At 58.6% G+C, this 25,755-nt stretch carries 17 protein-coding genes and 1 pseudogene; 11 read left to right on the forward strand and 7 right to left on the reverse strand.

Features of this window, described 5'->3' with window-relative positions; genetic code table 11:
- Positions 1-77: 77 nt before the first annotated feature.
- The 4 genes from V9K97_RS18340 to V9K97_RS18355 all read left to right on the forward strand — a co-directional run bounded on the left by V9K97_RS18340 (position 78) and on the right by V9K97_RS18355 (position 11,089).
- A complete protein-coding gene (locus tag V9K97_RS18340; protein ID WP_337319801.1) occupies positions 78-1,841 on the forward strand; it encodes an HsdM family class I SAM-dependent methyltransferase in 1,764 nt (587 codons plus the stop codon).
- Positions 1,842-2,047: 206 nt separating this feature from the next.
- A complete protein-coding gene (locus V9K97_RS18345) occupies positions 2,048-4,648 on the forward strand; it encodes a hypothetical protein (protein WP_337319803.1) in 2,601 nt (866 codons plus the stop codon).
- Entirely contained in the window at positions 4,645-8,856 is a 4,212-nt protein-coding gene (locus tag V9K97_RS18350) for a DEAD/DEAH box helicase family protein (RefSeq protein ID WP_337319805.1), read from the forward strand. The genes V9K97_RS18345 and V9K97_RS18350 overlap by 4 nt, the downstream gene beginning before the upstream one ends.
- A gap of 1 nt (position 8,857) precedes the next feature.
- The gene (locus V9K97_RS18355; RefSeq protein ID WP_337319807.1) at positions 8,858-11,089 is read left to right on the forward strand and encodes a hypothetical protein; all 2,232 of its coding nucleotides are present in this window, start codon (positions 8,858-8,860) and stop codon (positions 11,087-11,089) included.
- Positions 11,090-11,297: 208 nt separating this feature from the next.
- Here the strand turns inward: V9K97_RS18355 and V9K97_RS18360 are convergent, their stop codons facing one another.
- The gene (locus tag V9K97_RS18360; RefSeq protein WP_443303643.1) at positions 11,298-12,377 is read right to left on the reverse strand and encodes a DUF4917 family protein; all 1,080 of its coding nucleotides are present in this window, start codon (positions 12,375-12,377) and stop codon (positions 11,298-11,300) included.
- A 148-nt stretch (positions 12,378-12,525) separates the two neighbouring features.
- On the reverse strand, positions 12,526-14,418 hold the full coding sequence (locus V9K97_RS18365; RefSeq protein WP_337319809.1) for an endonuclease NucS domain-containing protein: 1,893 nt from the start codon (positions 14,416-14,418) through the stop codon (positions 12,526-12,528).
- A 422-nt stretch (positions 14,419-14,840) separates the two neighbouring features.
- On the opposite strand from V9K97_RS18365, the gene V9K97_RS18370 reads away from it, so the two are divergent.
- The gene (locus tag V9K97_RS18370) at positions 14,841-16,238 is read left to right on the forward strand and encodes a hypothetical protein (protein ID WP_337319811.1); all 1,398 of its coding nucleotides are present in this window, start codon (positions 14,841-14,843) and stop codon (positions 16,236-16,238) included.
- A 167-nt stretch (positions 16,239-16,405) separates the two neighbouring features.
- A complete protein-coding gene (locus tag V9K97_RS18375) occupies positions 16,406-16,984 on the forward strand; it encodes a hypothetical protein (protein ID WP_337319813.1) in 579 nt (192 codons plus the stop codon).
- 111 nt (positions 16,985-17,095) lie between these two features.
- On the opposite strand, the gene V9K97_RS18380 is transcribed toward V9K97_RS18375, so the two are convergent.
- Positions 17,096-17,830: a hypothetical protein gene (locus V9K97_RS18380; RefSeq protein WP_337319815.1), complete on the reverse strand. Its 735-nt coding sequence runs from the start codon at positions 17,828-17,830 to the stop codon at positions 17,096-17,098.
- 563 nt (positions 17,831-18,393) lie between these two features.
- On the opposite strand from V9K97_RS18380, the gene V9K97_RS18385 reads away from it, so the two are divergent.
- Positions 18,394-18,876, forward strand: coding sequence for a hypothetical protein (locus V9K97_RS18385; RefSeq protein WP_337319817.1), 483 nt, complete (start codon positions 18,394-18,396; stop codon positions 18,874-18,876).
- Complete coding sequence (locus V9K97_RS18390; RefSeq protein ID WP_337319819.1) at positions 18,873-19,223, forward strand: hypothetical protein; 351 nt, start codon at positions 18,873-18,875, stop codon at positions 19,221-19,223. Before V9K97_RS18385 ends, V9K97_RS18390 begins: the two co-directional genes overlap by 4 nt.
- A 139-nt stretch (positions 19,224-19,362) precedes the next feature.
- Here the strand turns inward: V9K97_RS18390 and V9K97_RS18395 are convergent, their stop codons facing one another.
- The 4 genes and pseudogenes from V9K97_RS18395 to V9K97_RS18410 form a co-directional block, all read right to left on the reverse strand.
- Positions 19,363-20,076 (reverse strand): plasmid partitioning protein RepB C-terminal domain-containing protein, encoded by a 714-nt coding sequence (locus V9K97_RS18395; protein WP_337319821.1) that lies wholly within the window; start codon positions 20,074-20,076, stop codon positions 19,363-19,365.
- A gap of 220 nt (positions 20,077-20,296) precedes the next feature.
- On the reverse strand, positions 20,297-21,754 hold the full coding sequence (locus V9K97_RS18400) for a phospholipase D family protein (RefSeq protein ID WP_337319823.1): 1,458 nt from the start codon (positions 21,752-21,754) through the stop codon (positions 20,297-20,299).
- Positions 21,755-22,022: 268 nt separating this feature from the next.
- Positions 22,023-22,175, reverse strand: a pseudogene (locus tag V9K97_RS18405) (SDR family NAD(P)-dependent oxidoreductase); the annotation flags it as partial.
- A 733-nt stretch (positions 22,176-22,908) separates the two neighbouring features.
- Positions 22,909-23,847 carry a LysR family transcriptional regulator gene (locus V9K97_RS18410; RefSeq protein ID WP_337319825.1) on the reverse strand — a complete coding sequence of 313 codons (939 nt, stop codon included), beginning with the start codon at positions 23,845-23,847 and terminating at the stop codon, positions 22,909-22,911.
- 97 nt (positions 23,848-23,944) lie between these two features.
- Here V9K97_RS18410 and V9K97_RS18415 point away from each other — a divergent pair, with 97 nt between their 5' ends.
- The 3 genes from V9K97_RS18415 to V9K97_RS18425 are packed head-to-tail and all read left to right on the forward strand — an operon-like array spanning position 23,945 to position 25,481.
- Positions 23,945-24,748 carry an NAD(P)H-dependent oxidoreductase gene (locus V9K97_RS18415; RefSeq protein ID WP_337319827.1) on the forward strand — a complete coding sequence of 268 codons (804 nt, stop codon included), beginning with the start codon at positions 23,945-23,947 and terminating at the stop codon, positions 24,746-24,748.
- Complete coding sequence (locus V9K97_RS18420) at positions 24,745-25,056, forward strand: hypothetical protein (protein WP_337319829.1); 312 nt, start codon at positions 24,745-24,747, stop codon at positions 25,054-25,056. The genes V9K97_RS18415 and V9K97_RS18420 overlap by 4 nt, the downstream gene beginning before the upstream one ends.
- Positions 25,053-25,481 (forward strand): RidA family protein, encoded by a 429-nt coding sequence (locus V9K97_RS18425; RefSeq protein ID WP_337319831.1) that lies wholly within the window; start codon positions 25,053-25,055, stop codon positions 25,479-25,481. Before V9K97_RS18420 ends, V9K97_RS18425 begins: the two co-directional genes overlap by 4 nt.
- The last annotated feature ends 274 nt before the right edge of the window (positions 25,482-25,755 follow it).

Consider the following 25,755-nt stretch of genomic DNA (forward strand, 5'->3'; position numbering starts at 1 on the left):
ATTCAACGCTTGCGTCGCCTATATCGCACTTTAGATTACAGACATTGCTGCTCAGATCGTCCATGGAGCATCTGGGCGTGAGCCAGCCGTCTCGTCTTACCTTACTACGTCGAATTCGACTTCTGGGTGAAGCCGCGCTCGAGTTCAACTGCGACGCGGCGACCGTCGCGGGCACTGCTCTAAGGCTGTGGTGCCAGTTGGATTTTCCAGCTGCTCCGAAAGCGAAGCTCTCGTACTCCAACCAGCTCCAAGTCACAGTTCAGATGAAGAGCTTCGTGGGGTTGCTTCGGCAGTTGGACTTCTTGGAAGCCTCGTATTGGCTGAGTTCGGCATACGCGATGCTTACGGACGAGACCTACCGTAAGAAGCTGGCGATGTTCTTCACGCCTGCATCGCTGACGCGGGGGCTCCTCGACGATCTAGCCGCCCAAGGTGGCGACTTCGGTAAGCATAGCTTTTTGGATCCGGCGTGTGGTGGCGCCGCATTCCTCGCGCCAATCGCTTTCCGGATGCGGGAAGCGCTCAAGGCTCAGGGCCTGTCGCCCAGGGCAAGGCTTAAGCACATCGAGCGGCACCTGTTCGGGACCGACAAGGACGCCACCTTGTGCAAGCTGTCCCGCCAGTTTCTCTACATGGCCTTGCATGAGGACATCGAGACCTCAGGCTACATTCCTACCTTCGCCATTGAGGCGGCCGATTCGCTGAAAAGTCGACGCGGCAAGCTCGGCCGTCGCGACGTTGTCGTCTGCAATCCGCCCTACCGCAAACTTGCATCAGACGAAGCAGCTATGCTTGCCCCCGCCTTCGAGCACATCGTCGAAGCTCAGCCGAATCTCTACAGCGTCTTCATCTTCCAGTGTGCCCGACTGGTCCGACCAGGAGGGTTGGTCGCACTCGTCACGCCGACCAGCTTCCTGTCTGGCCAATATTTCAGCCGCCTGCGCAGTTTCCTCATCCGCAATACTGAGATCGAGCACATCGGCATGGTCAGTGAGCGGCTCGGCGTCTTCATCGACGTTGAGCAGGAGACCGCTCTCACTGTGCTGCGCCGCCGAGTTCCAGACAACCGAACCGAGGCTCAGGCCACTGTTTCAGTGGTCTCGGTAGAGGGCAAGTACACCCCAGTCGGAACCTCAGTGCTTCCAAACGGAGGGGGCGTGTGGCCAATTCCGCGCACGGTGTCTGACGTTGCGCTCCTGAAGCTAGCCGCAGTAAGCAAGTTTCGACTCGCGGACTACGGCTACAAGATTCGGATCGGGGCTTATGTCTGGAACCGCGACAAGCGCCCCAAATATGCCACTTTGCGGGACGTGCGAAAGGCGAAAGCTGACACAGCGGTTCCCCTTCTTTGGTCACGGAACATCTCGCCTGACAGGTATCTCAACTTTGAACCTGACCTGAAGGCTGATGGCCATCACTTCGTAGACCTGGGCGACAAGCTGCACGCAGCGGTCGTGCGTCAGCCTTGCGTCGTTATGCAGCGCGTGACTTCAAATGACCAGCCACGGCGCCTGGTGGCGGCACCCGTTTCAATGAACATCTTCATTGACTACGGCGGCTTCGTTGGGGAGAACCACGTTGTCATTCTCGAACCAGCCGTAGACATTCTGCAATTACAGCCAACTCAACTCGCAGAGCTGCTTAGCACGCACGCGGTCGACCGAATCTACCGCTGCATTTCTGGGGCGACAAACGTCTCAGTATTCGAGCTGACCCAGCTTGCGCTGCCAGACCCGGCTAAGCTCAAACAGAGCCTCAGTCAAGGGAGCACCATGGAAGAAGCGGTTAATCGCTTATTTGGACTTGGACCGTCAAGCGTGACTAAACAAGCCAAGAATTAAAAGCCCCCGAAATGCCGCCGTTCAAGTCACTTGCTGATCGTCAAGCGGACCGAGCGAAATCGCTTCAGCGTCAGGCTGACCGTACCAAACAAATTGCGATGCGACGCGCAGCGGCTTCAACGCCCGCCACGAGTTCGGCGCCTTGCAAGTCGCCAGTTCCGAACGCGCCACGACCAGCGAGCGAGCCGCCGAGTGTGGCAGCGCGTGTGCAGCAAGCACTCATCCCGTTGTTTCGAGATGACAGTGCTGAGTCAAGCGCCCCCTCGTCGGCGTTGATTGCGCTGGCTGACCTCTATTTGCATGCGGCACAGTATCGGTCTCGGCATATCGCCATGATCTGGCCAGTGACGCTTAAGACATTGACGGTTGTTCACGCTCTGGCCACGCTCGCGCGGTGGCAGATGGGTGACAAACTGGGGGTCCGAGGGCTTCTGTTCCCCGTTAAGTCGAACGTCTTCTACCCACTGAATCACATTCACTTTGATCGTAAGGCGGTCCTGGGCATCGCAAGGAGCCTCGAAGAGGTAAACCCCAACCCAAGAGTCACGCGGTCGCTTCCTACTAAAGACGCCTTTCACTTCTGGCTGACGGACCGTAGCCTCCCTAAGCTTAGAGGCGAGGCCTTCAACCCAACCATCGGCGAGTTGCTGCCTCACTTCCTCGGCCCCGCCGAATTCAAGGGATGGCATTCTTGCCACGACAGGTTGCTGGCGCTCATCCGTGCCAAGGTGCTCCGCCGGACAAATGCCAGAGCATTGCAGCAAAATACCGAGGCCTTTGGACAGCCCAAAACGGCCCCCGACGCGCTTTTTGCGCTCGACGGTCGCATGAGCGAGGCCGACCTGCGGCGCGCATGCTGCGAAATGGCGCGCGTGGGCTCGCCAGAGGTTGTCTTGGTTTTAGCAACCAGGGCGGTTCGATTGGAAGCCCCTGGCTGGCGGGGCCGCTTGGTCCGCTTCTGCCTCATGCTGGAAGAGACGTTTCCGCACCGCCCGCCGGGTGTGGTCATCGTCACGGACGAGCCTCATGCGGCACACAGGCTCAAGAACGAGCTCTGGGAACAAAACAACAAGCGGGACCCAGCCCGGCGGTGGAAGACTCCGCACGAGTTCAAGATTTGCGGGGTCCCGAGCACCGTTGACGCGGAGGGCCTGCTCGCACCTGGTGCAGTCGAGGCATTACACCCCTCGCCGCGGGAGTTCGATGTGCACATCGTGGACTCTGCGGTAGCCAAGGTTGCGAACAAACTTGTGCGAATCGCGCAAGACGTTCCTGGCGGCAAAGAGAATGCCCGAGCACTAGTGGATGCAGCGAGCTACATCTCACGCATTGCTGCGCTCCCATGTGGCGTGATGCACATGGCCGAATACCTGGGAGGTCCAGACATCTCTGACCGGACACGCGCCGCTTTCGATTGGCCACTGCACCTCGGAGCAGCCAACGACTTCGAACGGGCTGTCGGTGTCGGCGAACACCGCGCCGCACTGCTGGACTGCCTAGCCAAAGCCTCGAACTACTTCGGCAATTACAACCGGGCTACCCCGTTTGCGCACAAGCTCGCAGAACTAGTCGCCGCCGCGGCGGGTAGTAAGGGCCGTAGCGTGACAGTAGTATTCACCAACGCGCTGTATCGACGCTTGGCCGAACGATTCCTGCAAGACTACGACCAGTATCCGGGCGGTGTCGCGTTCAGCTCGTTCCAGCAGCACATCCACTTCATGTCGGCAGCGCACTTGGAAGAGCATCTGATTAGGCTTGAACGCTCCACCTTGATCTTCGCTGGTCTGAACGAAGACTGTCTGCGTTTGCTCCTAACGGACGACCGTATTCCGACACATTCAGTCGTACTGTTGACCCAGCGCGCTGGCCAGTTTCTGCGTGCAACGTTGAAACCCATCGCCGATAGCTACCCAGAGTTTCGCTCCTACAAACCTCGCATCGAGTCCATCCTTCGTCAGCTCAAAGACTTGCCCGAGGACGCTTCGGTCCTGTCGACGAGTGACTATGTTCTACCCACCTTCCGCGTTGAACTGTCCTCGGACATCTCGACAAGCGAACGTGAACTGGACCCAGACTCGTGGGCGATTCGACTCGAAAACGGCATCACGCAGTATCGACGGGACACTGCCGAGGTCTACGTCTACGACCCAGTCTCCCAGTACGCGTCCGACGCGGGTTTCCGCACGTGCCAGGTCCGTTCCTTGGAGCAGGGCGACAAGCTGTTCGTGATGTCCGCAGAGCTGCGAGAGATGGTCGAGCAAGTGCTTCGTGACGCCGGGGTTCAGATTCAAACGGACAAGACGTTCGAGGCCGCGCTGCGAAGCTACCACGAGCAAGTCCAGAAGCGCTTCGCTCAGCGCTTCCCAACGGGCACGGTTCAAGACAAGGTCCGTGCGATGCGGAAGGCCATCCTTGCTGTTGATGGCCGCCTGGAAGCCGACTTGGCAAAGGAACAGGCCATGCGTCACTGGATTGACCTCCGCGACTCAACCAACACAGTTTTCGACCAACTCAGGCCTCAGGCACCCTTGCGCGAATCGGCCTTCAAGGCGTTCGCCCACGTTCTGGGCTTTTCATCGCTTGAAGCGGCCTACCAGTGGCAGCGGGTCATCATGGCCGTTCGCAACTCCCGCCGCCTCGATGGGCGACATGTCTCCGATATCTACGCCTACATGCTTTTGCAGCCCGAGTCCGCAATGGCCAACTCGAACATCAAGCGGCAAACGCTTGCGCTGCTGTTCGGCAAGGCGCGCTCAAACGTAGTGACAGTTGAGAACGCCAGCCCTCTGAAGGAGTTGAAGAAATGAACCAGCCCGTCCTGCGCGCGGATCCAACATCGGTTTCTTCGACTCTGAAGGAGGCGGTCGTTGACGGCCTGCTGAACCTCACCTACTCGAAGCTCAGCGGGACCGGGCCAAGTGGCCAACACTTGTTTGGTGCTCGACCGCGAGCGCTGCTCAACTCAGGTTTCATCCTCCCGCAAAGGAACCCGACCGGCGATGACGAGGTGACGTCGCCCATCTGGATCTCGTCGCACGGGATTCAGATGCAACTCAACGCCGGGACACATTCCGTAGTCAAGGTGTCACCGCGACTCTCGATGTACGTCCGCGCGCTCCCGCGCGAAGAGGACCTCACGCGGCCCAACTGCCGGCCCGTCTTTATGCTTCGCCAAGCTGTTGTCGCAGAGCTGAAGGCCGAGCGAGACAAACGGCTGAACGAGGCTTGGGAAAAGGTTAAGGGCGAGTACACCTCTCGGTGGAAGCACCCGCAGTGGGCCGAGACCAGGGCAAGGGTCGTTGAAGCAATCTATCTCGAGAAGGGCATCCCACATCGCCTTCTCACGTCGGACCTACCACCGGAGACCGCTGAAGAAGAGGTCCCAGTCGAAGCAGCCACCTCCGAGGATAGAGCCGGCGACCTCACCAAGGAGGGCATGGCTGTTTCGGCCGCGGCTGGATTGCCCATCAAGGACGAACACTTCGAGCCACTGACCGTGCCTCACAAGTGGTTCCGGCTTGAGGTGGTGCTACCCGACCTCGAACTGGACACGGCCAAGGCCGCCGACCAGCTCGTACATGACATTGCGGACCATGCCGCACACATGAATGCGGCTGTGTTCAAGCGGCTGGAGGCTTGGGTCAAGAGCAACGACCCTGAAGTTGGTGGCAAGGCGTGGGGCTACCGGCACAACCTGCAGATTCCAGCGAGCCAATACACCAGATGGTCTGAGTTCCTTGACCGAGTGCGCAAGTCAGACCTCCGCATCGCCATTCCGGACATCCAACTTTCCTGGGGCTTGGAACTCCACACGGATTGGTTAGATCCTTCGAAGCGCAACCTGTTCATTGCGCTGGAGAACGTCAGCCAGCCGCCTCGGCAGTTCGCTGACGAGACCGAAGAATCCGTCTTTCAAGTCTCGCTGCGGCTTGAGTTGCCATCGAGTCTGCATCAGCCCTTGAAGTTGGAACGCATCGAGCCCTCCTATCGGTACAACAAGTATCTGGCCTACCCTGCGATGGGGCACAACTGTGGCGTCGAGCGGGTGCAATCCGCGCCGCACGTACGGATCCTTCAAACCACCTGGACGCCAAGATACGTCCAGCCTCGAATCGTACCCACGAGCGCCAACGGCGTGCAACGCTTGGTCCGAGCGCTGGCTTCACCGAGCGGGCTGGATGGTTTGGCGCCGTTGGTTCCCGCAATGGACGCCTGGCTGAAAGGCCTCCCTTCACAAGTCAAAACAGCCGAAGGCTTGGACCCATCCGACAGTGCCGGAGTGGCCCGCGAGGCTGAAGCCTTCAAGGGCGACCTTTTGAAGTGGCGGTCGGAGTTGAACTCGGTCGCCGCCGGTCTGGAGTGCTTGAAAGAGTCCAAAGCCGCATGGAGGACCCGCGGAGCTCAAACGGACAAGAAGGCTTTTGTCTTTGAGGCGTGGCTGGCCATGAATGAGGCTATGGCCGACTTCATGAAGGCGCGGTTTAAGCGTGACGACAACGAGTGGCGTCTATTTCAACTGGCGTTTGTCGTTGCGAACATCCCAGCATTGGCCTCGCGCATTCCAGAGTTCGCTCACATCTTCGACGAGCAGCGCGATGACGCTGTCACGCTGCTGTACTTCGCAACCGGTGGCGGCAAGTCCGAGGCCTTCTTCGGCCTGCTCCTGTTCAATCTCATGCTTGACCGGCTACGCGGCAAGCATAGGGGCGTGACGTCGCTGATTCGATATCCACTTCGTCTGCTCACGATCCAGCAGGCCCAGCGGTGCGCCCGCGTTTTGGCGCACGGAGAACGGGTGCGGCGCAATCAGGGCTATGGCGGAGAGCCGCTCTCCATAGGATTCTGGGTCGGAAGCGGGGGCTCGCCAAATCGGCATAGCACGAAGGGTGTCAAAAGCATCCCTTTGGCAAGTGCAGTACCGCCGACGCTGGCCAATGAGGAGGCGCTTAGGTCGAACGACTCCAAGTACTCTGCAGCGATGAGGGCATGGCGGAAGTTGCCCAAGTGTCCCTTCTGCGGAAGCGAAATTGCGCTGCGGCTTTTCGTGGAGCACGGCGGCCAGACCTTGGGTCATGTCTGTACAGACATCAAGTGCGACTCAAATGACGGCGCGTGGAAGCCTCTCCCGTTTTACATCGTTGACGAGGACATCTACGATCTGGCCCCATCCGTGCTTCTGGGGACCGTGGACAAGCTCGCACTCATCGGACATTCGGGCCGGACCATTCGCCGCATCTACGGCATGTTTGGTGCCGCCCCTTGGTACAGCCCGGTAACGGGTCGCCTCTACATCCCAGAAAACAAGGAACTCGCAGCAGGCCCGACCGGAAAGGGCATGGCCGGCGTCTTTCCTGCCTACCAGGGCGGGCAAAAGCTCTTTCACGACCCGTTCCCCAGCCTCATCATCCAAGATGAGGCGCACCTGCTTGATGAGTCGCTAGGGACGTTTGCAGGTCTGTTCGAATCGACATTGGACGCGATATTCGCCCACCTGGCCGGCCCGCTGACGGGCCTTGTGGCGGTGGACGCACAAGGCAAACGCCGACGAGCGAAGGTGATTGCGGCCTCAGCGACGGTCTCCGACCCGGAACGTCAGCTTGAACACCTGTACCAGCGGTCCATCCCCGCGACCCAGTTTCCTGAACCGGGCCCGTCCCTCTACGAGTCGTTCTACGCGAAGCCCTCAGAGGCTGCGCCAGAGGAGCCGGAGCGGCGCACAAACCTAGATGTGGAGGTTGCAAGCCGTCAGGCGCGCGTCTACACCGCATTTATGACGAACGGTAAGCCGCACACGTCGACAAGCGTCTCGGTCTTGTCCGGTTTCCACCTCACAGTCACCCGTCTGTTTGACCTCCTGGCCGCCGGTGGAGACCCAGGGCTGCAGGAAGCCAAGGACCAGCTGATTGGCCACCTCTCGCCAGGCCCGCTACAAGTCCTTCATCGGCAGGCTCTCTTAATCGCAAGCGCTTCGGAATTGGCAACGCTGGTTGACCTGCACCGCATCGCGCTGACCTACGTGACTAACAAGAAGGGTGGCGACCAAATCATGGCCGCAGAGGCAGAGGAGACCCGCAAGCGGCACTTGAACGAGGGCATTTTTTTGGAGGGCATCGACACGCGTCTCATCACCGGCTCTGTCGAGCAGGGCGAGATTCAGGGTGTTGTCGACGCAGCGCAAAGGCGCGTCAATCCGGGCGAGCCCCTGCCGCCCATCCGAGAGCAGATGCGGTCGGTCATCGCGACGTCTGCCATCTCTCATGGCGTTGACGTTGATGAGTTCAACTCAATGTTCTTCGCGGGCATGCCCTCGGACATCGCCGAGTACATCCAAGCGTCCTCGCGGGTCGGGCGAACTCACATTGGCTTTGTGGTGCTTGTGCCAACGCCGCAACGTCGACGCGACCGCCACATCGTCCATATATACGACATCTTCCATCGCTTTCTTGAGCGCATGGTGCAGCCCGCGGCTATTGACCGGTGGGCTGAGAAGGCTATCGAGCGGGTGTTCCCAAGCCTCTTCCAGGCATACCTGCTGGGCGTCGTTCCGAGTAGAGAGCTGTTGCGTTTGCGGGAAGACGAGAAGGGCAAAACACCTGACTTCAGCTTCATCCCCAATGTCCGCAGCGAGTTCAAAGCTCGAGGAGATGCGTTCCTTGATGAAATCAACAAGTTCATCGAACTGGCTGTGGGGCTGCGCGATGGCTTCTCGCCAGAGGGGGAAGAGCACTATCGACGTCAAATCGACCAGCGCACGCGCAACCTGATTGTTGATACCTGGAGCAGCCCAGTCTGGGGCAGCGGCACCATGGACGGATTCTTCAAAGGCCAGACGGACCCGATGCTCAAGCCCATGACATCGCTTCGGGACGTCGACCAAGGAGGCATCATTCAGGCATCGCTGCGGGACACGGCCGGGCATCGGCAAACACTTTCCGAGGTCCAATTGGTGATGGATTTAGTGCGGAACGGCGTGGCCGAAAACGGCGGCGCAGATAACGCACAGACTGGAGACTGATGTGGCAACAACAGGAGCATTTCTCGCTTCAGACGAGGACGAAAAGACACTGAGCGCACCGACTATGACTCGGTCACGCGGCCAACTTGGCTCTGCCTATGCGCCAGGTGCGTTCTTCACGTTCGAGGGCGGCCTAGGTGCCTGCATCTCGATTCCGGACCTTTCGGCTTCTGTGGACGACGCCCCCATCACCGCGCCGACGAAAGCACAAATCATCCTGCGCCTGCAAGAAATCTGGCAGACCTGGTTCTCACGTGCCTACTCGGTAGGCTCCAACACGCGGCCGATCGAGCCCGAACAGTGTTTGGATGAGGCCCTTCTGAAGGGCGTCTCAGTAGTGCCTCTGGCTGGTGACCGCATCTCTTTCCTGAGCCCATTGAAGATGGGCTACGCACCAGCGCCGCTCACCTTCGTATGCAACAAATGCCGTCTGTTTAGGCGGTTTGAGTCTGCCCATGACCTCTCGAAGAACCTTCATGGCATGCGGAAGACCAAGTGCACTGCGCCGGATGCAAAAGGACCGTGTCAGTGGCGCCAAGTCGACGTTGTGTTCGTTCATTGGTCCGGAGAGTGGATGCCCGTCACTCCTGGACGATGGGAGTGGAGCACTCGCACGGGAGCCTTACGACTGCATGGCGAAGAGTGCACCGTCTGCGGCGGAAAGTCCTTCAAGTTGAACACGGACTCACCGCGAATCGGTAAGTGGCACTTCTACTGCGCGAACCCCACTTGCGGCCACAAGGGGTCCGATGAGTGGCGACAGAACGACCCGTTCACCACCGAAGTGTTCCGAGACCGCCCTGGCATGGACAAGCGAGTTGGCGAGCGACGGATGGAGCCCATCTCGTATCGGGCGTCTTCGGCCTACTACGCGCAGGCCGACCAGTTCGTTCTGTTCCCGGAGTCCGAGCATCAGCTGCTCACCCTGCTGGAGCCCCAACGACAGCTTGAGCTTTCGGAGTTCATCGGTATCCAGTTCCGTTTCACCAGCGGCGAACCCACTCTCGACGATATGAAAAACTCGCTCGAGGCAGCAGGAAAGGCAAGCGAATGGGAGTCCTATGAGCGATTCGCAGCGCTACGTGATGACGCTCGGAGCAAGAACGACCAGATTGTTGCCGGAGTCTTCGACAGTGAGGTCAAGAAGCTGATCACACGATGGACCACAAGTGACCCGCCTCTCGTGCGTCCGCGGGTCGAACTCCCGCCCGTCATCTTGGCGCAGATGGCGCTTCGAAGTGAATACACAAGTCGCTTTGACCCGTTCGTTCTAGCAGTGGAGCATGAGGCCCTGAATCGAGGGAAGCTCTCCGCGCTACCGGACGGCAGCCGGGCGAAGTTTGTAAGGTTCAAGCATTTGGACAACGACCTTGCACCGAAGGACGCAACGGTCAAGTCCACGCAGGAGGCAGAGACCGCGCGGCTCATGAAGAAACTCGGCTTCGCAGACCTTGGCTTGATTCGGGAGTTCGACCTCTGCCGCTTCACGCATGGTTACACGCGCGTTTCGGCCACGCCCGTTCTGGAGAAGCGCGGGCAGAACGTCCCGGTTCGGCTGCGCCTGTTCGACTCCCTGCGCAACAGCAAGCGACCCATCTACGTTGTCACACAGGCAAATGAGGCGGTCTACGTTAGGCTGGATCCGGAGGCGGTATATGCTTGGCTGCAAGCTGTCGACGTCATGGATCTGCCGGACTGGAACAAGGACAGCACCGTCAAGCTCGGTGGCCGTCTACTCGAGGTGGCTCAACCGTTTGGGCGCTACTTCTCGCTGTTGAAGGAGGGGGATGCAGCCACCTACCGCTACGTCTACACGCTGCTGCACACCTATGCCCACGTGCTAATGAAGAACATCGCTGAGCTTTCCGGCCTCGACTTGGGCTCGATGGGCGAATACATCTTCCCGTTGGACCTCGCTTTCGTCGTATATCGCAACGGGACGACGATGGACCTGGGCAACCTGTCAGCCCTCTGGCGAAACGAGAACAACCGGTTCCTGGCCCGACTCTTGGAGTCCTCAACTCATCGCTGCAACTCTGGCCGCCTTTGCGACACCGCTGGCGGTGCTTGCCCAGACTGCATCATGATTCCGGAGACGTCCTGCGTCGCTCAGAACCAGCTCCTTTCGCGAGCTGTGTTGAAGGGCGGCCCACCGCCACGCGAAGACGCGACACATAAGGGCCAGCGCATCCGTGGTTTCCTTGAGGTGGTCAACGACGGCGATGAACTCTAGTCTGCTGCAGACAATCGACGCATTGGGATCCCATGCGGGGGTTCCATCAGTAATGGGGCACCGACCATGCCTGTAGTCGAAGCTGGTTCCAGCAATCGTTCAGAATCGCACTTCGGACCAAGGACTGGCAAAGACTGCGGCAGCCTAGAATGACATCTGTGCGCGGACACTTTCTTGACAATACTTTGCGTTGAGTCAAAGCTGTGTGTCAGTACCCGTATTTGCCGGATCTCGGAGCGGGCGGCGGCGCGGGTTGAATCCAACATCCTGGGCTTTCGCTGTCAAAGAAGTCCACCTTAACTGGCCCTAGTTCGTCCTGAATGACCTGATGGGCGTAGTTGCAGTAGGCTTGATCGCCACGAAATACAGAGACCGCCACCCGTTGGATTCCGGTTCCGCGCATTCGTTGCAGCAGGTGCCAGTCGTGTTTTCCGAGTCCCCATCCGTACAGCGTCAACGTCGATCGCCGCGATGCGAGCACCTCTCGATACACGGTAGACAAGTAGTAGCTATTCTGGATCGAGGACACCTTCTGCTGCGTTGTTCCCTCGCTAACAAACAGCGGAACGACTTGTTCGCTGCGCCATGCCTCAAGAATTGCGTCCAGCAACCCTGCCCCGGCGCGATGAATCTTGGATTCCTGCTCCACGGCATTGCGGCACAGAGCCAAGTTTCCATGAGGATAGAACACTAAGGTGTTGGTCCGCTCCCTATAAGGTTCACGAAATCTCTGCCAGTTGTCGTCGAACATTCCATTTCGGAAGCAATCCTTGAACAGGTGACCGTCCTGAACGTTGAGTCCATAAGTCATCGTCCAATAGACCAGCAGGTCGTAGTTCAGTGAAAGGACCGTATCAAACCCCTTGAGGAATTCATACATGCTAGGTAATCGGCCACTCACCGGGTCATATTCAGGATGCACATCGCGCACTGCTCGAATCAAACACTCTCTGACATTCAGATAGGCTTGATGCGTGCGGTTGTCCGGTATCCGGAGTGACTTATTGACGTTGGACGCCTGCCAAACCAAGCGAAGGACGAGTTCGAAATCCGAAGTTTCAAAGAAATGGAACAATAGGGACACATCTTCTTCGAGCAAGCCTCCTTGCTGAGCATGGTCCAACAAAGAGCCATAGCTGAAGCTTGGCGATACAGCAATGCTCGCTCCATTGGCCAGTAAGAGCGTGTCTTGATGGTAGATACGAGAAATCTGTACCCACTGCTCAATGGGAAAAGGCATATCGATTTCCTCCATTTTTCGCTTACCGAAGCGGTATTTTCCATCCATTGCGCGTGGGCCAGCCCGCGCACATATGGAAACGTCACGCCAACCTCGCCGCGCATCCCGAACTCCACGATGGCACGTCGTCTCCAGTGCTGACATTCCTGTGCAGGTGCGCCGATACTGGAAGTTGACTCAGGTGAGAGGAGAGCGTTTAGCGCTCGTCCTGTGCGATCTCGCTTGCTTCGCTGGAAGCGCCACCTCCTACCAGACGCCAGCCGCTTTCGTTTTTCTCGTACAGCTGACCCGAACCCCATCCGATCTCCCCGCCTGCTTTATCAAAGCAGACAGCACACATGCAGCCCCACGGGCCATTGCGCACAACGGCGCTGTCCACCATGAATCTCGCTGATCCCATGTCCCGCTTGCATACGTCACATTGATCGAAGCTGCCACTCCAGTATGTCGGATCAGCATCGTTGCCGACGTTCTTGAGTGCATCCAGTCTGGCCTCGCAAGCCACGAATGCGGCTTGTTCAAAAAGGTGTGCAAACGCTTGTTCATGCCGGTGAAACAGACCGACCAGTGCCCTCGAAAAATCCAAGTTCTCGTCGGTAAGTTCCGCCAGAGCACGACGCCGAGGCCCGCGGACATCCTCGATGCGCGCCGACGATACTCGCACTGGAATCAAACTTTGATCTTCCAGCCTTCCGACAGCATAGGAGAGGCCCATCTCAGCCATCAAGTCTGCGTTGAGTGCCCGGTGTCCTCCGAAATGACGCTCCATGAAGTACTGGAACGGGTCGCCGGCAAAATACTCTGCAATGATGTGAGCGAAGTCAGCTTTACGACCATCCCATTCGATCACCCCAAGGATCAGCTCAATCTGTCCGCCGCGGTGGATCTCGAAAGCGAAAGTCGGTGCATAGTCCGGACAGCCGATTGCGATGCAAGCGACAGTCCGAAGAATATCGTCGTTCGAGAATGCACGCATCCGAACAGCGTCTGTCCCCGTTTTTATGGCGTAGCTGCACAGATCGTGAATGGCTGTCCGCCAGATGGGATTCAGATGAAAAAGGCTATCGGCCGCCGAAAGCAGCGCTGCCATCTCGGTCTTCGATCCGGTCTGTGCCCTGATGTCAATGTGATGGTATGAGGTGCCGTCGTGCCCCCGTATTTCCTCTACGATTAGACTGTCCGTGATGTTCGGATCGTCGAAGCGGCCGAAGCGGAAGACCTCCATCGAGACCAGCGTCTCGGACGAAAACCAGACTTCTGCCTTTTCCGGATAGGCAATCTGCGCGTGGATGGCTCCGGAGGCTTCGAAGACTGAAGCGGAATCTGTAGTCTCTTCCCAGACCTTATCGGCGGCTTCGCTGACTTTGTCCTCTAGTTCGCTGATGTCGCTTAGCCACCCTTTGAACTCGACAAAGGACTCGTCCGAGGATCGCGCTCGGATGAGGTCCATGTAGCGCTCGAGTGAGAGCTCCTGCTGTACGAAGTAGACAAAACGCATGGCCGGGTCGTCGCCACTGTTGATCGCCAGCAAGAGAAGAAGGAAGTCCCGTAAGCCGGCCTCTTTCATATGGGCTGCGATGACTGAAACGGCGGTCCTAGCCTTGGCTTCGTTCTTGTATCCCCAAATGAAGTGCCTTCGGCTCAGACGGCGCGGTCGGTCCGCTGCTGCAAGTTCGACAGGGATGGCCGAGGTGACGAGCCCGTCGTTGCCGAGCACAAGCTGAATACCTGTGCAGTCGTACGGCGTCTCGCGCACAAATTCTGAGAACGGCACCAAGAGTTCGTGCCACGCGGTGGACGCAACCATCAAGCGGACTTCAGTGTCCTTGACCAAAAGATTCTGTCTTAGGAGGACTGCGTATTTCACCAGCTCCTGAATGGCTTCCCGAGCGGCTGCATCGCTGCGCTTCACCTCGATGATCAGGAATTTTCCGGAGGCCGTTCGACAGAAAATGTCTAGGAATCCCTTCGCGCCCTTGTCGTTTCGAAGCACTACCTCCCGACCGATGAGTGTTAAACCGGGCTCGATCAGATTTAAGTTTGCGATGAGATGATCTCGAATCTCATTCTCGGTCCGCCTCACGCTCATTTTTTTTCCTCGTCTTCTGCCAGAACAACACCATTGTCAGCCACGCGCTTGAGGTTCCCGCGTGCCAAACGTCCGGAGCCCCTTGACCTTCGTAAATGCCTGCTTATCGGGAGTTGAATCTTGGACTGGGCGGCGACGAGCGCTCCTTCCATAGCTTCCCCGGCATTGCGGCTTGTCGGGGCTACCAGGTCTCGCCCTGGCGCACAACCCAATGAGGAACGTGAACAGGCCCGGGACCTTGTAACGCGCAAGCGGATCTTCGTTGACCTCATGTTCGGGTCGAAGAAGCAGTCGCGCATTCCTCTTCGGAGGCCATCCGCGCTGTTCTATGATGTAACTTAAAGTAGCAAGCAGCATGTGACTACGAATCCGCACGGCATAGGGCTAGAGATTCGTCGATGCACGAAACCCGAGGAGAAAACTTGAAGCATTTTGTTGGAAGGCAAGATTCGGCAGCCCGTCTGAAAGCTGTTCTTCGGGGTGAAGAGAGGTCGAGGTCAGGCAAGCTAAGCGTTCTCAGCGTTGAAGGTCCAGGTGGTATTGGAAAAACCTCGTTCTTCGACCACGTGAGCCAAGAGATCGATCTTGACGCGCGCAATTTCCTGGTCGTACGCATAGGGGGGAACGGCGACACAGGTAAATCGGTGCAGCATGCCGTGCGGAGCCTAACGGCTCAACCCAGTAGCAAAAATCTGCCGCTGCGTCCTCCGGGTGCATATTTCCCCGGCTTGTTGGAGGCCGTAACAGCGTACGAGGACATCCTGCGTGAAGCCCTCGAGGAATACGCAAGGTCACCGGCCCAAGATACTGCGGCAGAAATGGTTATGTCCGCGATTGATGTGCTCGTGGGCCTCGGCAAACCCGTAAACAAGTTGGTGCCCAAAACCGAGGAGTACTTGAATTTCAGCGAACTCGGTAAGCACCGTGATGGCATCTCGAAAGCTCTCGCTGGTCTGAGTGCCCTGCAGAGTTCCGACATCGGCTTCCTTGAGAAACTTGGACTGGACAGTTCGGCGACGATGCGCAATGCATTAAAAAAAGGTCCACTCCAAGTCTTTAGCCAGCGGCTGTATGAGGACCTTTCTGCAATTCTTGTGGGCTACGACAGCAAGGACTTTTTCAAGCCGAAACTCGCCAAGTTCGAAAAAGTTGATCGACTCCTGCTCATCATCGACGACTATGAAGCAGTCAAAGGATCGCTGGAGCGCTTCCTGGTCGACCACTTTCTCCCTCTGCTCAAGGATGCCAAGTTCGACACCATAGCGGTGATTATCGGCCGTGATCGCCTCGCCGATACGGCTAGTGGAGATTGGGATCGGCAACTCGGGGGCGTACTGCTGGATCCTATTACGCTGCGAGGGTTGAATCGCATTGAGCTGGATGAACTGGCGCGCTTAAACGGGATAGATGACCCGTTGGAGCTCGAGCGGGCTTGGCGCGATACTGAAGGGTACCCATTCTTCATTCAGCTCTGGCTAGAAGAAGCGCAATCGGGCGGCCGCAGCGCCATGCTGCTCAAGCGGGCCTACGAGCGAACCACGAAATGGATGAACGATGAAGAACGCCGCTGGCTTGCACACGCGTTGATTCTGGACAAGGTGGACATCCGGCAGTTTCGAACGGTGCTTGGTGACGAACAAGAGGCGCGCCGCGCATTCGCCTGGTTCGAGGGGGACGCATCGGTGCGAGACCCGGAAGGTAAGACCTTCAAGGTGCGTGAATACCTACGCTCTCGATTGTTCGACTACATCGAACTGAGCGATCCAGATTTCCACGATGACCTCTTGAGGCGGCGCGCCGCGATTGCAGTGAGTCAGTGACGCCAGAGTTTTGTAGGGCTACGTGGTGTTGCTCAGAACCGCCGAAGTGGAAGAAACGTCTGGAGTCCGCACCGAGGCGGAGAGGGGCGGAACGACAGGCGGTCGCAGGCGTAAGCGCCGTGTGGGTGCGCTCTTTCGCCCGCGCAGGAAAGTCTCCAACCCAGTTAATGCAGCAGGATTTTTCTGTTCTTTTTACTTCGCCGGTGAGCAACTTGTACCTAGCAACACTCTCTTCAATTAACGACGCTCAAGAAGGTCATCTTCGAAAAATTACCAAATCAGCAAAGGGGCGCCTCAAACTGGAGGACGGACCTCCAACGAAGGCTGATGGACTGTACTGGCTCTACACGAGCTACAAAGATGAGGATCTTCGTGCTTCTCAGCCAAGCCCGAAGAGGAAAGCCGTGCCAGTCAACCGAATTGCGTCGGAGCGCGAGGGCCTCGACATGGTCTGCAATCGACGTGTAGGTGAATTTCGGCTCGTGTACAACGGCATAGGCGGCTTAGGCATAAAGGGATACGGAGGCCTTCGAGAGAGAATTCTTGAAGAGTTCCGGGGGGGTGACGGAACCGGGTCTCTTGCGATCTGCGACACGTCACTGAACGACCTTGAGCGCTGGCGGTACTCTTTCATCCTCTGGCCAGAGATCACTCATGCTGAGAAAATTGAGTACTTAGCGCAGGCCGTAAGGGTCGAGACGTTGTGGCGACTCCATTTTGGATGGCCTATTCTTTGTATAAGATGAAAAGCTCGAAATGCGAGCACTGAGCTCCAAAGTATTTCAGCTCCGGTTTGAGGCGAAACGAGAATGGAAATGAGAGGTCTTCGCCCATCACTTCTCTGGAATTGCGAATCTCTAAGCGCTGAGTACCTGGAAACTTGTGTGCGCACATTGCGGGTGGTGGGCGCGGCGTTGGCGTACTTGGTCCCGTACCTCAGCGGCGAGGCGAGCTCGTGAGAATTCATCGAGGGCTCGCTGTCCAGTCAGCATTCCGCTCAGGAAGAGGGTAGTCTCTTCCATCTCGGTCCAGTAGTGACTTCGGCCGCCGTCGCGAGTTGCCAAATCGAGCCGGTCGCGAATCTTTCGCGATGCCTCAGCATTGGCTACGACAACTATCTGCGGTTTCAAGCGAAGCAGAGCTTCCTCGAAGAGTGCAAAGCATTCTTCGACGACCACGTGGGCTCTTCCAGCCTTACCCCAGTAGCTAGAAACAACCTCTGCTTGGCTGGTATGGCGGAGAGGCAATAAATCGAGATGCTCAACCTGTTTCGCATCAACGCCTACGTCATGTGCAAAACGCTCTAGCGGGCGAAAGTACACGGCGTAATTCTGCCGAGACATGTGCTCATGCGCCTCGAGTTCGCTGAGTTCTTCGTCTGTGAAAACTGGTCGCCAGACGAAGCGATATCTCATCGGGCATTTTTTTAGCCGACTTGCGAACGAGGGGTTCATGCCAACGAAAAGAAGCTCGGGTTCAAGTACGAACTCAGGACGCTGCATGGGCACTAGCGACATCCCAGGCAGCGCCGCGTGTGCAGCTGCATGTCTCGTCCAGATGTCACGTGCTTGGCTGTTGTACCAATTTTTCATAGTGAAGGAATTTCATCAGCGCAGCGTGCCTGCTGCAGGGGAGGATTTTGGCGCGCAGCGGTCGATTTCATGTCTGCCGAACAGTATTAACTAACCATAAGGGGGTATTGACGTGCCTGTGGTTATCGTCATATAGCTTTGCTTCGAACTGGCTGCTCCGTGGTTCACCAGTCTTCACCGCCTTAAGCGCCAGCAACACCGGACCCGGTGCGCCGCAGCGCAGCGGGAGTCTCGACGAGCGATAGTGCATCGTCGGCCCAATGGATTCAATCTTCGGCGGCATGCCCGCAAAGGCGACTCGTTGGAACGAAGCCAATAAGTGATTCTGCATACGCGAATCCCGTGCCTTGTTTCTCTCACTCCCGCCCAAATGGTAAGGCACTCTCTCGCTGGTTTCTCACGCCGAGGAGGAGGGCGACGAATTCGAATTCCAACTCGCTCAGCAGGCGGCGTAGTTTGTTGGCCCTCGGTCCGACAACTGGCGCACCGGCCGTAAGCAACATCGGTAAACGGGAGCGAACCCAAAATCTGCTGCACAGAAAGTGCGCATCCGCCGAGGAGCGTTGAAGCGCGAAGTTTCGAATCTGCCGTTTCACGCTTACCGCATTTGGCGCGCAACGGCGCGGCTAGGCGTTCTACAGCCGATGCACACGGCACCGGTCGACCTCGCACCGCAGGAGGCCAGCGATGACGACACACCCTTCCGGTTCGAAGAGGTGGAGCCCGAACCCCGCGTCGCCTATCTCGTCCGGCTCTCGGACTATCCGCATCCGGCGGTCGATGCGGTGAAGGTGGCGGAACAACGCTTCCGGCGCGAGCTCGACCGGCAGTTGGGCAATGACGTGGTTCCGGCGCTGCGCGCGCTCCAGAACGCGAGTGAGTCGGGCGAAGCGATCTCACCAAAGACGAGATCGCACTGGCCACGCGCTGGATCAAGGCCTTCGACGCGGCCAGGACGGTGGGCTTTCGCGATCTGGGCGATACCGACGAAGCCTATTTCGCCGTTCGTGTTCTGTGAGGTGGCAGCGGCTACGATTTGGTCATGACGAAAGAGATTGCTCGCCTTTCCCCGGCAAGCTGCGTCCAGCTACTCGATGCCCTGCAAGCGTTCGGGTGGGAGTTCGAGCATCCCGTCAGCGCCGAGATCACGGGCTGGAGCAATCTAGGTGAAGAGATCAGCCTCATTTCTCCAGAGGAGGCCTTCGTTTTTCTTACAGCGACGGTTGGACACGGTGTCCAGCTTTGGGCGGCTCCGGATAGAGATCTGTTTCTGAGCTGCGGGAAGACGCTGCAGATCTACTTCGATGGATTTACTCCTGAGGAAAGCACATCGCTGCAAGCCGCATTGCGAGCCCGCGGATTGAAGTTCGATGTGAGCGACGACGGCGCCTAACGGAACCGATTCACAAGTACGCGCTCGCGTCCCCCGGGCGGGGTTAGGCCCCTGGCGGAGAGATGAGGGATTAAGGTTGGCGTGGGAAATCTCAGTGCTTCCTCGGATGAGGGGGCCGTTTAACCCCCCGCGACAACTTTCAAACATCTGCCGAGGTTGAGTTAACCAACCCCACCACTTGCTCGAGCACTGCCCCATGGTTGCGCTCCAGGTACCGGAACACCGATTTGTTGTCGACTAGCTTGGCCACATAGCCTCGGGCCAGCACGAGGTTGAGCGTGTCCTCCCCAAAGCCCTGCTCGATCATTCTGTACTGATCCTGCACGCCGGACATTTCCCGCTCCATCCGATCGACTTGTTCTTGGTCGATCCCTCGACCTTTGCGCGGGCGCTTTCCGGCCGCCAGCATTTCCTTGGCGCTGGCCAGCTCCAGCGCCCTCGCATATGAGACCGTGATGCTGTTCGCAGCGATCATCAATTCGACCGCCTCGACCTGACGCGCCGGCTTCATTCGGCGAAGTGCGGCTGTGACCTCCGGAGAGAACTGGCGATCCTTCAGCAGGTCGACCGCCTCAGGACAGACCCCATCGAGCAGAGTCACCTTTCTATTGATCTGGCCCAGATCCACGCACAGGGCTTTGGACAACCGCTCCGGCGAGATGCCGCGATCAATGGCGCGGCGCATCTTGAAGTGCTCCTGCACAGAGGACAAGCGGTTGATCCGGTTGTTGTAGGACCACTTGGTCCTCAACACCGATGACGATACGTGGTAATGCTGCTGACGCGGCTTCTTGGCATTCCGGAAAATCGCACCGATGCCGCGATCGAGCTCAGCCGCGAGAGCGGCAATCACGAAACTGCTTGCGCAGCCGCTTGCCGCTGCCTCCGTAGTTGCGGACGCAGAGGGCGCCGCCGGGATAGTCGTCAAAACGGTATCAGTGCCGTCGGCACTCCCTGCCTATACGTTCTCACTGTGATCGGGGTTCGGCTTGGCTGAGAGTGAACCTCAAACACCACTGAATAGCCCGCAACATGTCTCTTGGCCCGGTCTGCGGCTACAACGTTAACGCTCTCTAAAGGAAAGACTCCGGAATCAGCAACGATTGCATGTAAAGTTTTAGACGGGTCCAGACATCCGAGCCGGGCTCGGAATCAATCGTCTTTTGAGTGTTACTCTCGACAAACAACCACTCCAAATCGCGCTCCGATCCTTGCTTCAACCGAACCTGGTATGAGGCATTTTTCTTAAGCAGCTCCATCAGGCTAAGCGCCTCCGCAGCCAGACTAGGGCTGCGTATGAGAAGTCCGAACTCGGTGTTTAGCCCTTGTGAGCGAGGATCAAAATTTACCGATCCGATGAACATCTGCTTGCGATCGATGACCGCAGCTTTGGAATGCAGACGCAAGGGTGCGTTGGCAATCTCACCGGGAAGCAGCAATCGCTGGCCAAGTTGTGGATGCAACTCGTATATTTCTATCCCAGCACGAAGCATATTGTCCCGGTAACGACGGTAGCCGGTGTGCACGACGGGCTCGTCAGTGGCCGCCAATGAGTTGGTCAGCAGGCTAATCCGGACACCGTCTCTGCGACTAATGTGCGCGTGCTCCAGAGCCTCTGGTCCGGGAACTAAATAAGGGGAGGAGAGCCAGATCTCACTTTGTGCGCCACGAAACTCAGTCGCCAGCAATTGATGACTGTTGTCCAACAGTGCCCCGTTTGGCAAACGATAGCTTTGCTGCTCGCCCCGGGCCTTTGCAGGCGAGTCGGCAAAAGCTTGGGCAGCGCCATATACCATCCGTACCGACCCGGCATTTATCTCGTCCACTACTGGCAAGCGACCCATTCGGTCCAGGCCGCGATACGGCGAGGGATTAGGTGTGTCTATTCCGTTCACGCGCTGGTCGAAGGCACGCCGCAAAGTCTCAACTGATGCAACTGGCTTCAACACTGATGGTGCCGTCCTCACCTGAGTCGAGTTCCAGTACTCGTCAAATAGGCTGGACATCTGTGGAACCACGGGGCCGGCAACGAGTACCTCAAAATCGAAGAAGTTCGATTGCGTGCTTCGCATGAAATACTGGTCTCCAATATTTCGCCCTCCCGTAATAGCCAGGACGCCGTCTGCGACGAACATTTTGTTGTGCATTCGTCGGTTGAGTCGGGCGAAGTCCAGCAGTGCAGCCGCAAAACGGCTTGCGATGGCGCCGCGCGTCGGGAAAGGATTGAAGAGGCGAACTTCAACGTTCGGAAATGCGCCAAGTCCGTTGAGCAACGTTTCCAGATCCTCGGTGTACAGGTCGTCCAGCAACAGCCTCACGCGAACACCACGCAGTGCGGCGTTGCGCAGTTCACGTAGCACCAAGCGCCCGGTTGCGTCGTCGTGTAGGTGGTAGTACTGGAGGTCAAGCGAACGCTGTGCGCCACGCATGAGCTCCAGCCTTGCGTCGAGGCCGCCTGGGCCGAGCATCATTCGAAAGCCGCTTGCCTCGGGCGGTGCTTCACTGATCGAGGACCGTGCAATGTTGTCCAAGCGGGTGAGAGGCCCTTGAACTGCAATTGCAGTGGTCGGAAGGCGAGGATCCTCTTCGGGAAGAGTAGCGCAAGCAACGAGTCCAAGCGCTAGTACGACGACGCCAGCAAGGCGTGCTGTTCGACCATGGCCAAGGATGGCCAGACAGGTAGCAATGACATCGCGCCGAATTGGTGAGATGAGCGCGCTAAAGCGGAAGCCATGTGAGCGGCGCATACTAAGACTCTCAGGCGATTGATCCTTCATCCACAGCCAACATGGCGCCGGTGATCGCGCTTGCAGCTGATTCAGCCTTCACAATCGATTGCCGGTAGGTGATAGCGCCGTCGGCGCCGTTATCTGCCAGCGCCAGTGCGATTGCAGCGCCGATACCTCGCGATCCTCCAGTGACCAAAGCCCGTTTCCCCGTCAAAGCAATCATTGCGTCCTTCCCGCTCTGGTGTGGTTCTGCGTGTTCCCACGAAGAGACATGCACATTACGCCGTCCCGCCGGACGGTTTTAACCGTGACGCACGCCATCGTCAGCGCACCCAGAGATGTTGCCGAGGCCAACGTTGCCCGTCACTGTCAGATTTTGCTGTGGCCAGTTTGAAATCATCATTCGTCTGAGGGACAACAGACGTGCGTTATTCTTGACTCGGTCCGTGGGGGTGGCGATGGCGATACCCAGCTAGCTCCAGCACCACCGGACTCGCTCGCGACCTATCGGGAACAGACTATGCAATGGGAGGCTTGTGACATCAGCGTCCTCGGGATCGACGATGAGGTCACCCGCGCCAGATGGCGGGCGCTAGGCGACCGAGTTCGCTGTACGAATGTGCGTGTCCCGTTGGACTACGAGAACACTGCGCGAGGCCATGCCTCAGTGGCCATGCTGCGTGTGAGCGCTGCCCAGCCGTCCCAGCGGCGCGGTGCAATTTTCTTCAACCCGGGTGGCCCGGGAAGCTACTGCGATCCGGGCGAGTTTTTCAACACACTCGGCGGCGGTTCCGGCCATTAATCGCTTTTTGCCGTGACCAAGACCGTCACAACGGCCCCGCGATCAGGCGCTCTTCAAGGTTCTTCAGCATGCGCGCATGCTCTCCATGGCGGGCTGCCGTTTGTCGAGAGCTGCGCACAAAGTGCGAGGCTGGCCAGTAACAAAAGCGATCTGGTCATTGCGCCAGCAGCTCTTCCGCTAGTAGCTGCACCACTGCGTCGCGGACCCAGCGCTGAGCAGGGTGGCCGTGGCTGCGCTCATGCCAGACCATGCTCACGTCGAAGCCTTCTACCGGGAACGGCGGCGAGATGCAAATCAGTCCTGCACTGCGGCGGCCTTTCAGCAGCCGCGACGGCACCAGAGCGACAAAGTCAGACTCCTTCAAGATGTCCGGCACCGTAAGGAAAGATGCTGCCGACAGCACCACTCTCCGGCCGTACCCCATCGCTTCTAAGGCATGGTCAACCGCAGTGACAAAATTGCCTCCGCGCAGTGACACCACCACATGCTCGAGCAGCGCGAACTCCTCGACGCTCAGTCCTTCCCGCAGCACTGGGTGCCCCTGGCGGCCGGCCAGCAGATACCGTTCGCGAAATAGCGGGCGGCTTCGCAAGCCAGATGGCGCGGTGTGGGCAGTCATCAGTGCCAGATCGACCTCTCCCCGCATCATTTGATTCTCCAACTGCGGCACGTCGAGGTTGCGTACACCCAAGCGCACGCCAGGCGCATCGCGGCGCAGCCGAAGCGCTAGTGACTGCACGGCCGCCGCCTGGAGGTAGTCGGTGCATGCAATATGAACCACCAGCTCTGCCTTGGCCGGATCGAAATGCTGGTGCGTGGCAATGGTGGCTCGCACCTGATCCAGTGCCTGGCGCAAAGGCGCAAGAAGATCCAGCGCCTTGGCGGTCGGCGTCATGCCGCGCTGAACAGGTAGCAGCAGGGGGTCGTCGAACATCTGACGCAGCCGCGCCAGCTGTGCGCTGACGGCAGGCTGGCTCAAGTGCAGGCGGGACGCTGCGCGGGTGACGTTCTGCTCGGCCAGCAGCGCCTCCAGAGTGACTAGCAGGTTCAGATCCAGGCGTTTTCTGCCATCCATGGCTTGGATGATAGCCATCTCGTTTCTCGATTTCACTGATAAGACCAAGTTGGCCAAACTGCAGCGCTGGCTCTCCATCTCTCGGACGGCCCAACCCCCTGGAGCACCCTCTCTCATGTCCAAGACTGTTCTGATCATCCATGCCCAGCCCGAGCCGACCTCGCTCACCCGGCACCTGGTAGGCGTATCGCGTCAAAGCCTTCAAGCCCAAGGTCACACGGTGCTGGGGTCCGACCTGTATGCGATGCGCTGGAAGGCGGTGTTCGACGCCGATGACTTCCCGCAGCGGTCCGATCCTGAGCGCCTATCTTTCGGCGCCGAATCGGGCCACGCCTATGCCACGGGTCAGCAGACGACCGACGTGGCGGCCGAGCAGAGGAAGGTTTTGAGGGCTGACGCCGTGATTTTTCAGTTCCCGCTCTGGTGGTTCGGCATGCCGGCAATCATGAAGGGCTGGATCGACCGGGTGTGGGCCGCTGGCCTCGCCCACCAGTACAAGAACGCGGGTAACGCATACCGCTACGGCGCGGGCGCTTTCCAGGGCAAGCGCGCACTGCTCGCGGTGTCCACAGGTGGCCCCGAGACCGACTACGGGCAGCGCGGAATCAATGGGCCGATCGAGCAACTGCTGTTCCCTGTCACCCACGGCTCGCTGCACTTTCCGGGCTTTGACGTGCTGCCCACCTTTACCGTCTACGGCGCCGGCCGGATGGACGCCGACCACGTAGCCCGCGCCGAGGCCGCATGGCGGTTGCGCCTGGATGGCCTGTTCACTGATGCGCCTATTCCGTTCCGGGCCCAGAACAATGGCGACTACACAAACCGCAACGAACTCAAGCCGGAGATCGCGCCAGGTCAAACCGGCCTCATGGCACACATCGAGAACACGAACGATGACATGGTGGGGACTACCACGTGAAAACGCTCGCCATCCTGACCCGTCGCCCGGACGCTGGCGCCGACGATTTCGAGCGACTGGGCGAACTGGAAATCCAGGCTGTGTGGCGGGGCATGGGTGCCGGGATCGTGCGCGCCGTGCACGGGCTGGCCGACAGTCCCGGCACTGCGCTGGAGCTGGAAACCGGTTCCGCGGAAGAAGCCCGCAACTACGTCGACGCTTTGCCGCTTGTGGCTGAGAACCTTTTGCACGTGCAGATGGTGCCGCTGAAGCCGTTCCCTCAGTTTGCTGCGCTCGCACAGGGCCGCTGCATCCGATCGCGAACATGACTGAACCGACCCTGGAAGAGAACCTCGAAATGCCTTTGCAATCCATCCAGCCTGCGAACCTGTGGGACTCGTCGCCGTACCTGTTTAGCCAAGTCGTCAGAGCAGATTCCCCCCGAGGGTTGGTCTTCATCGCTGGCCAGGTCGCGCTAGCTGCCGACGGCACGCTGATCGGTGTGGGCGACATTGATGCTCAACTCAAGCAAGTCTTCGCAAACCTTCGGGTAGCGGTTGAGGCGGCGGGCGGCACGCTGAAGAACGTTGCCAGCTTGACGGTGTACCTGAGGGACATCGCTCATCATCGCAACTACCTGCTCGTGCTGGCCAAGGAGTTCGCCGGAGCTCGGCCGGCAGAGACGCTGGTCCAGGTCTCAAGGCTCGGGTTGCCCGAACTGCTCGTTGAGATCCAGGCCCTCGCTGTCCTTTGATGAAGCGTCAGGAAACCAGCTTTTAAGCAAGCTCAGAGCCGTCAACGACTGCACGTCTCGACTTGGACGTTGAACTCCCAGGTATGTCGCTTCGCCGATTAGTCGGCGCCGGGGCTGCCGCAGTTGGATAGCCGGAGCAGGGGGGGCGATCCACCATCACATGCTCGCTGTGCACACGCTAGCGCATCCCCTTCGTTGTCAGAAGCGACGAAGGTCCGCTTCTAGGCCGGATTCTGACGTACCGGGGCCAGGTCGTGCTATGGGGCGCAGCGCT

The organism is Variovorax sp. CCNWLW186 (assembly GCF_037203865.1).
In the GTDB taxonomy this organism is placed as follows: Bacteria; Pseudomonadota; Gammaproteobacteria; order Burkholderiales; family Burkholderiaceae_C; genus Variovorax.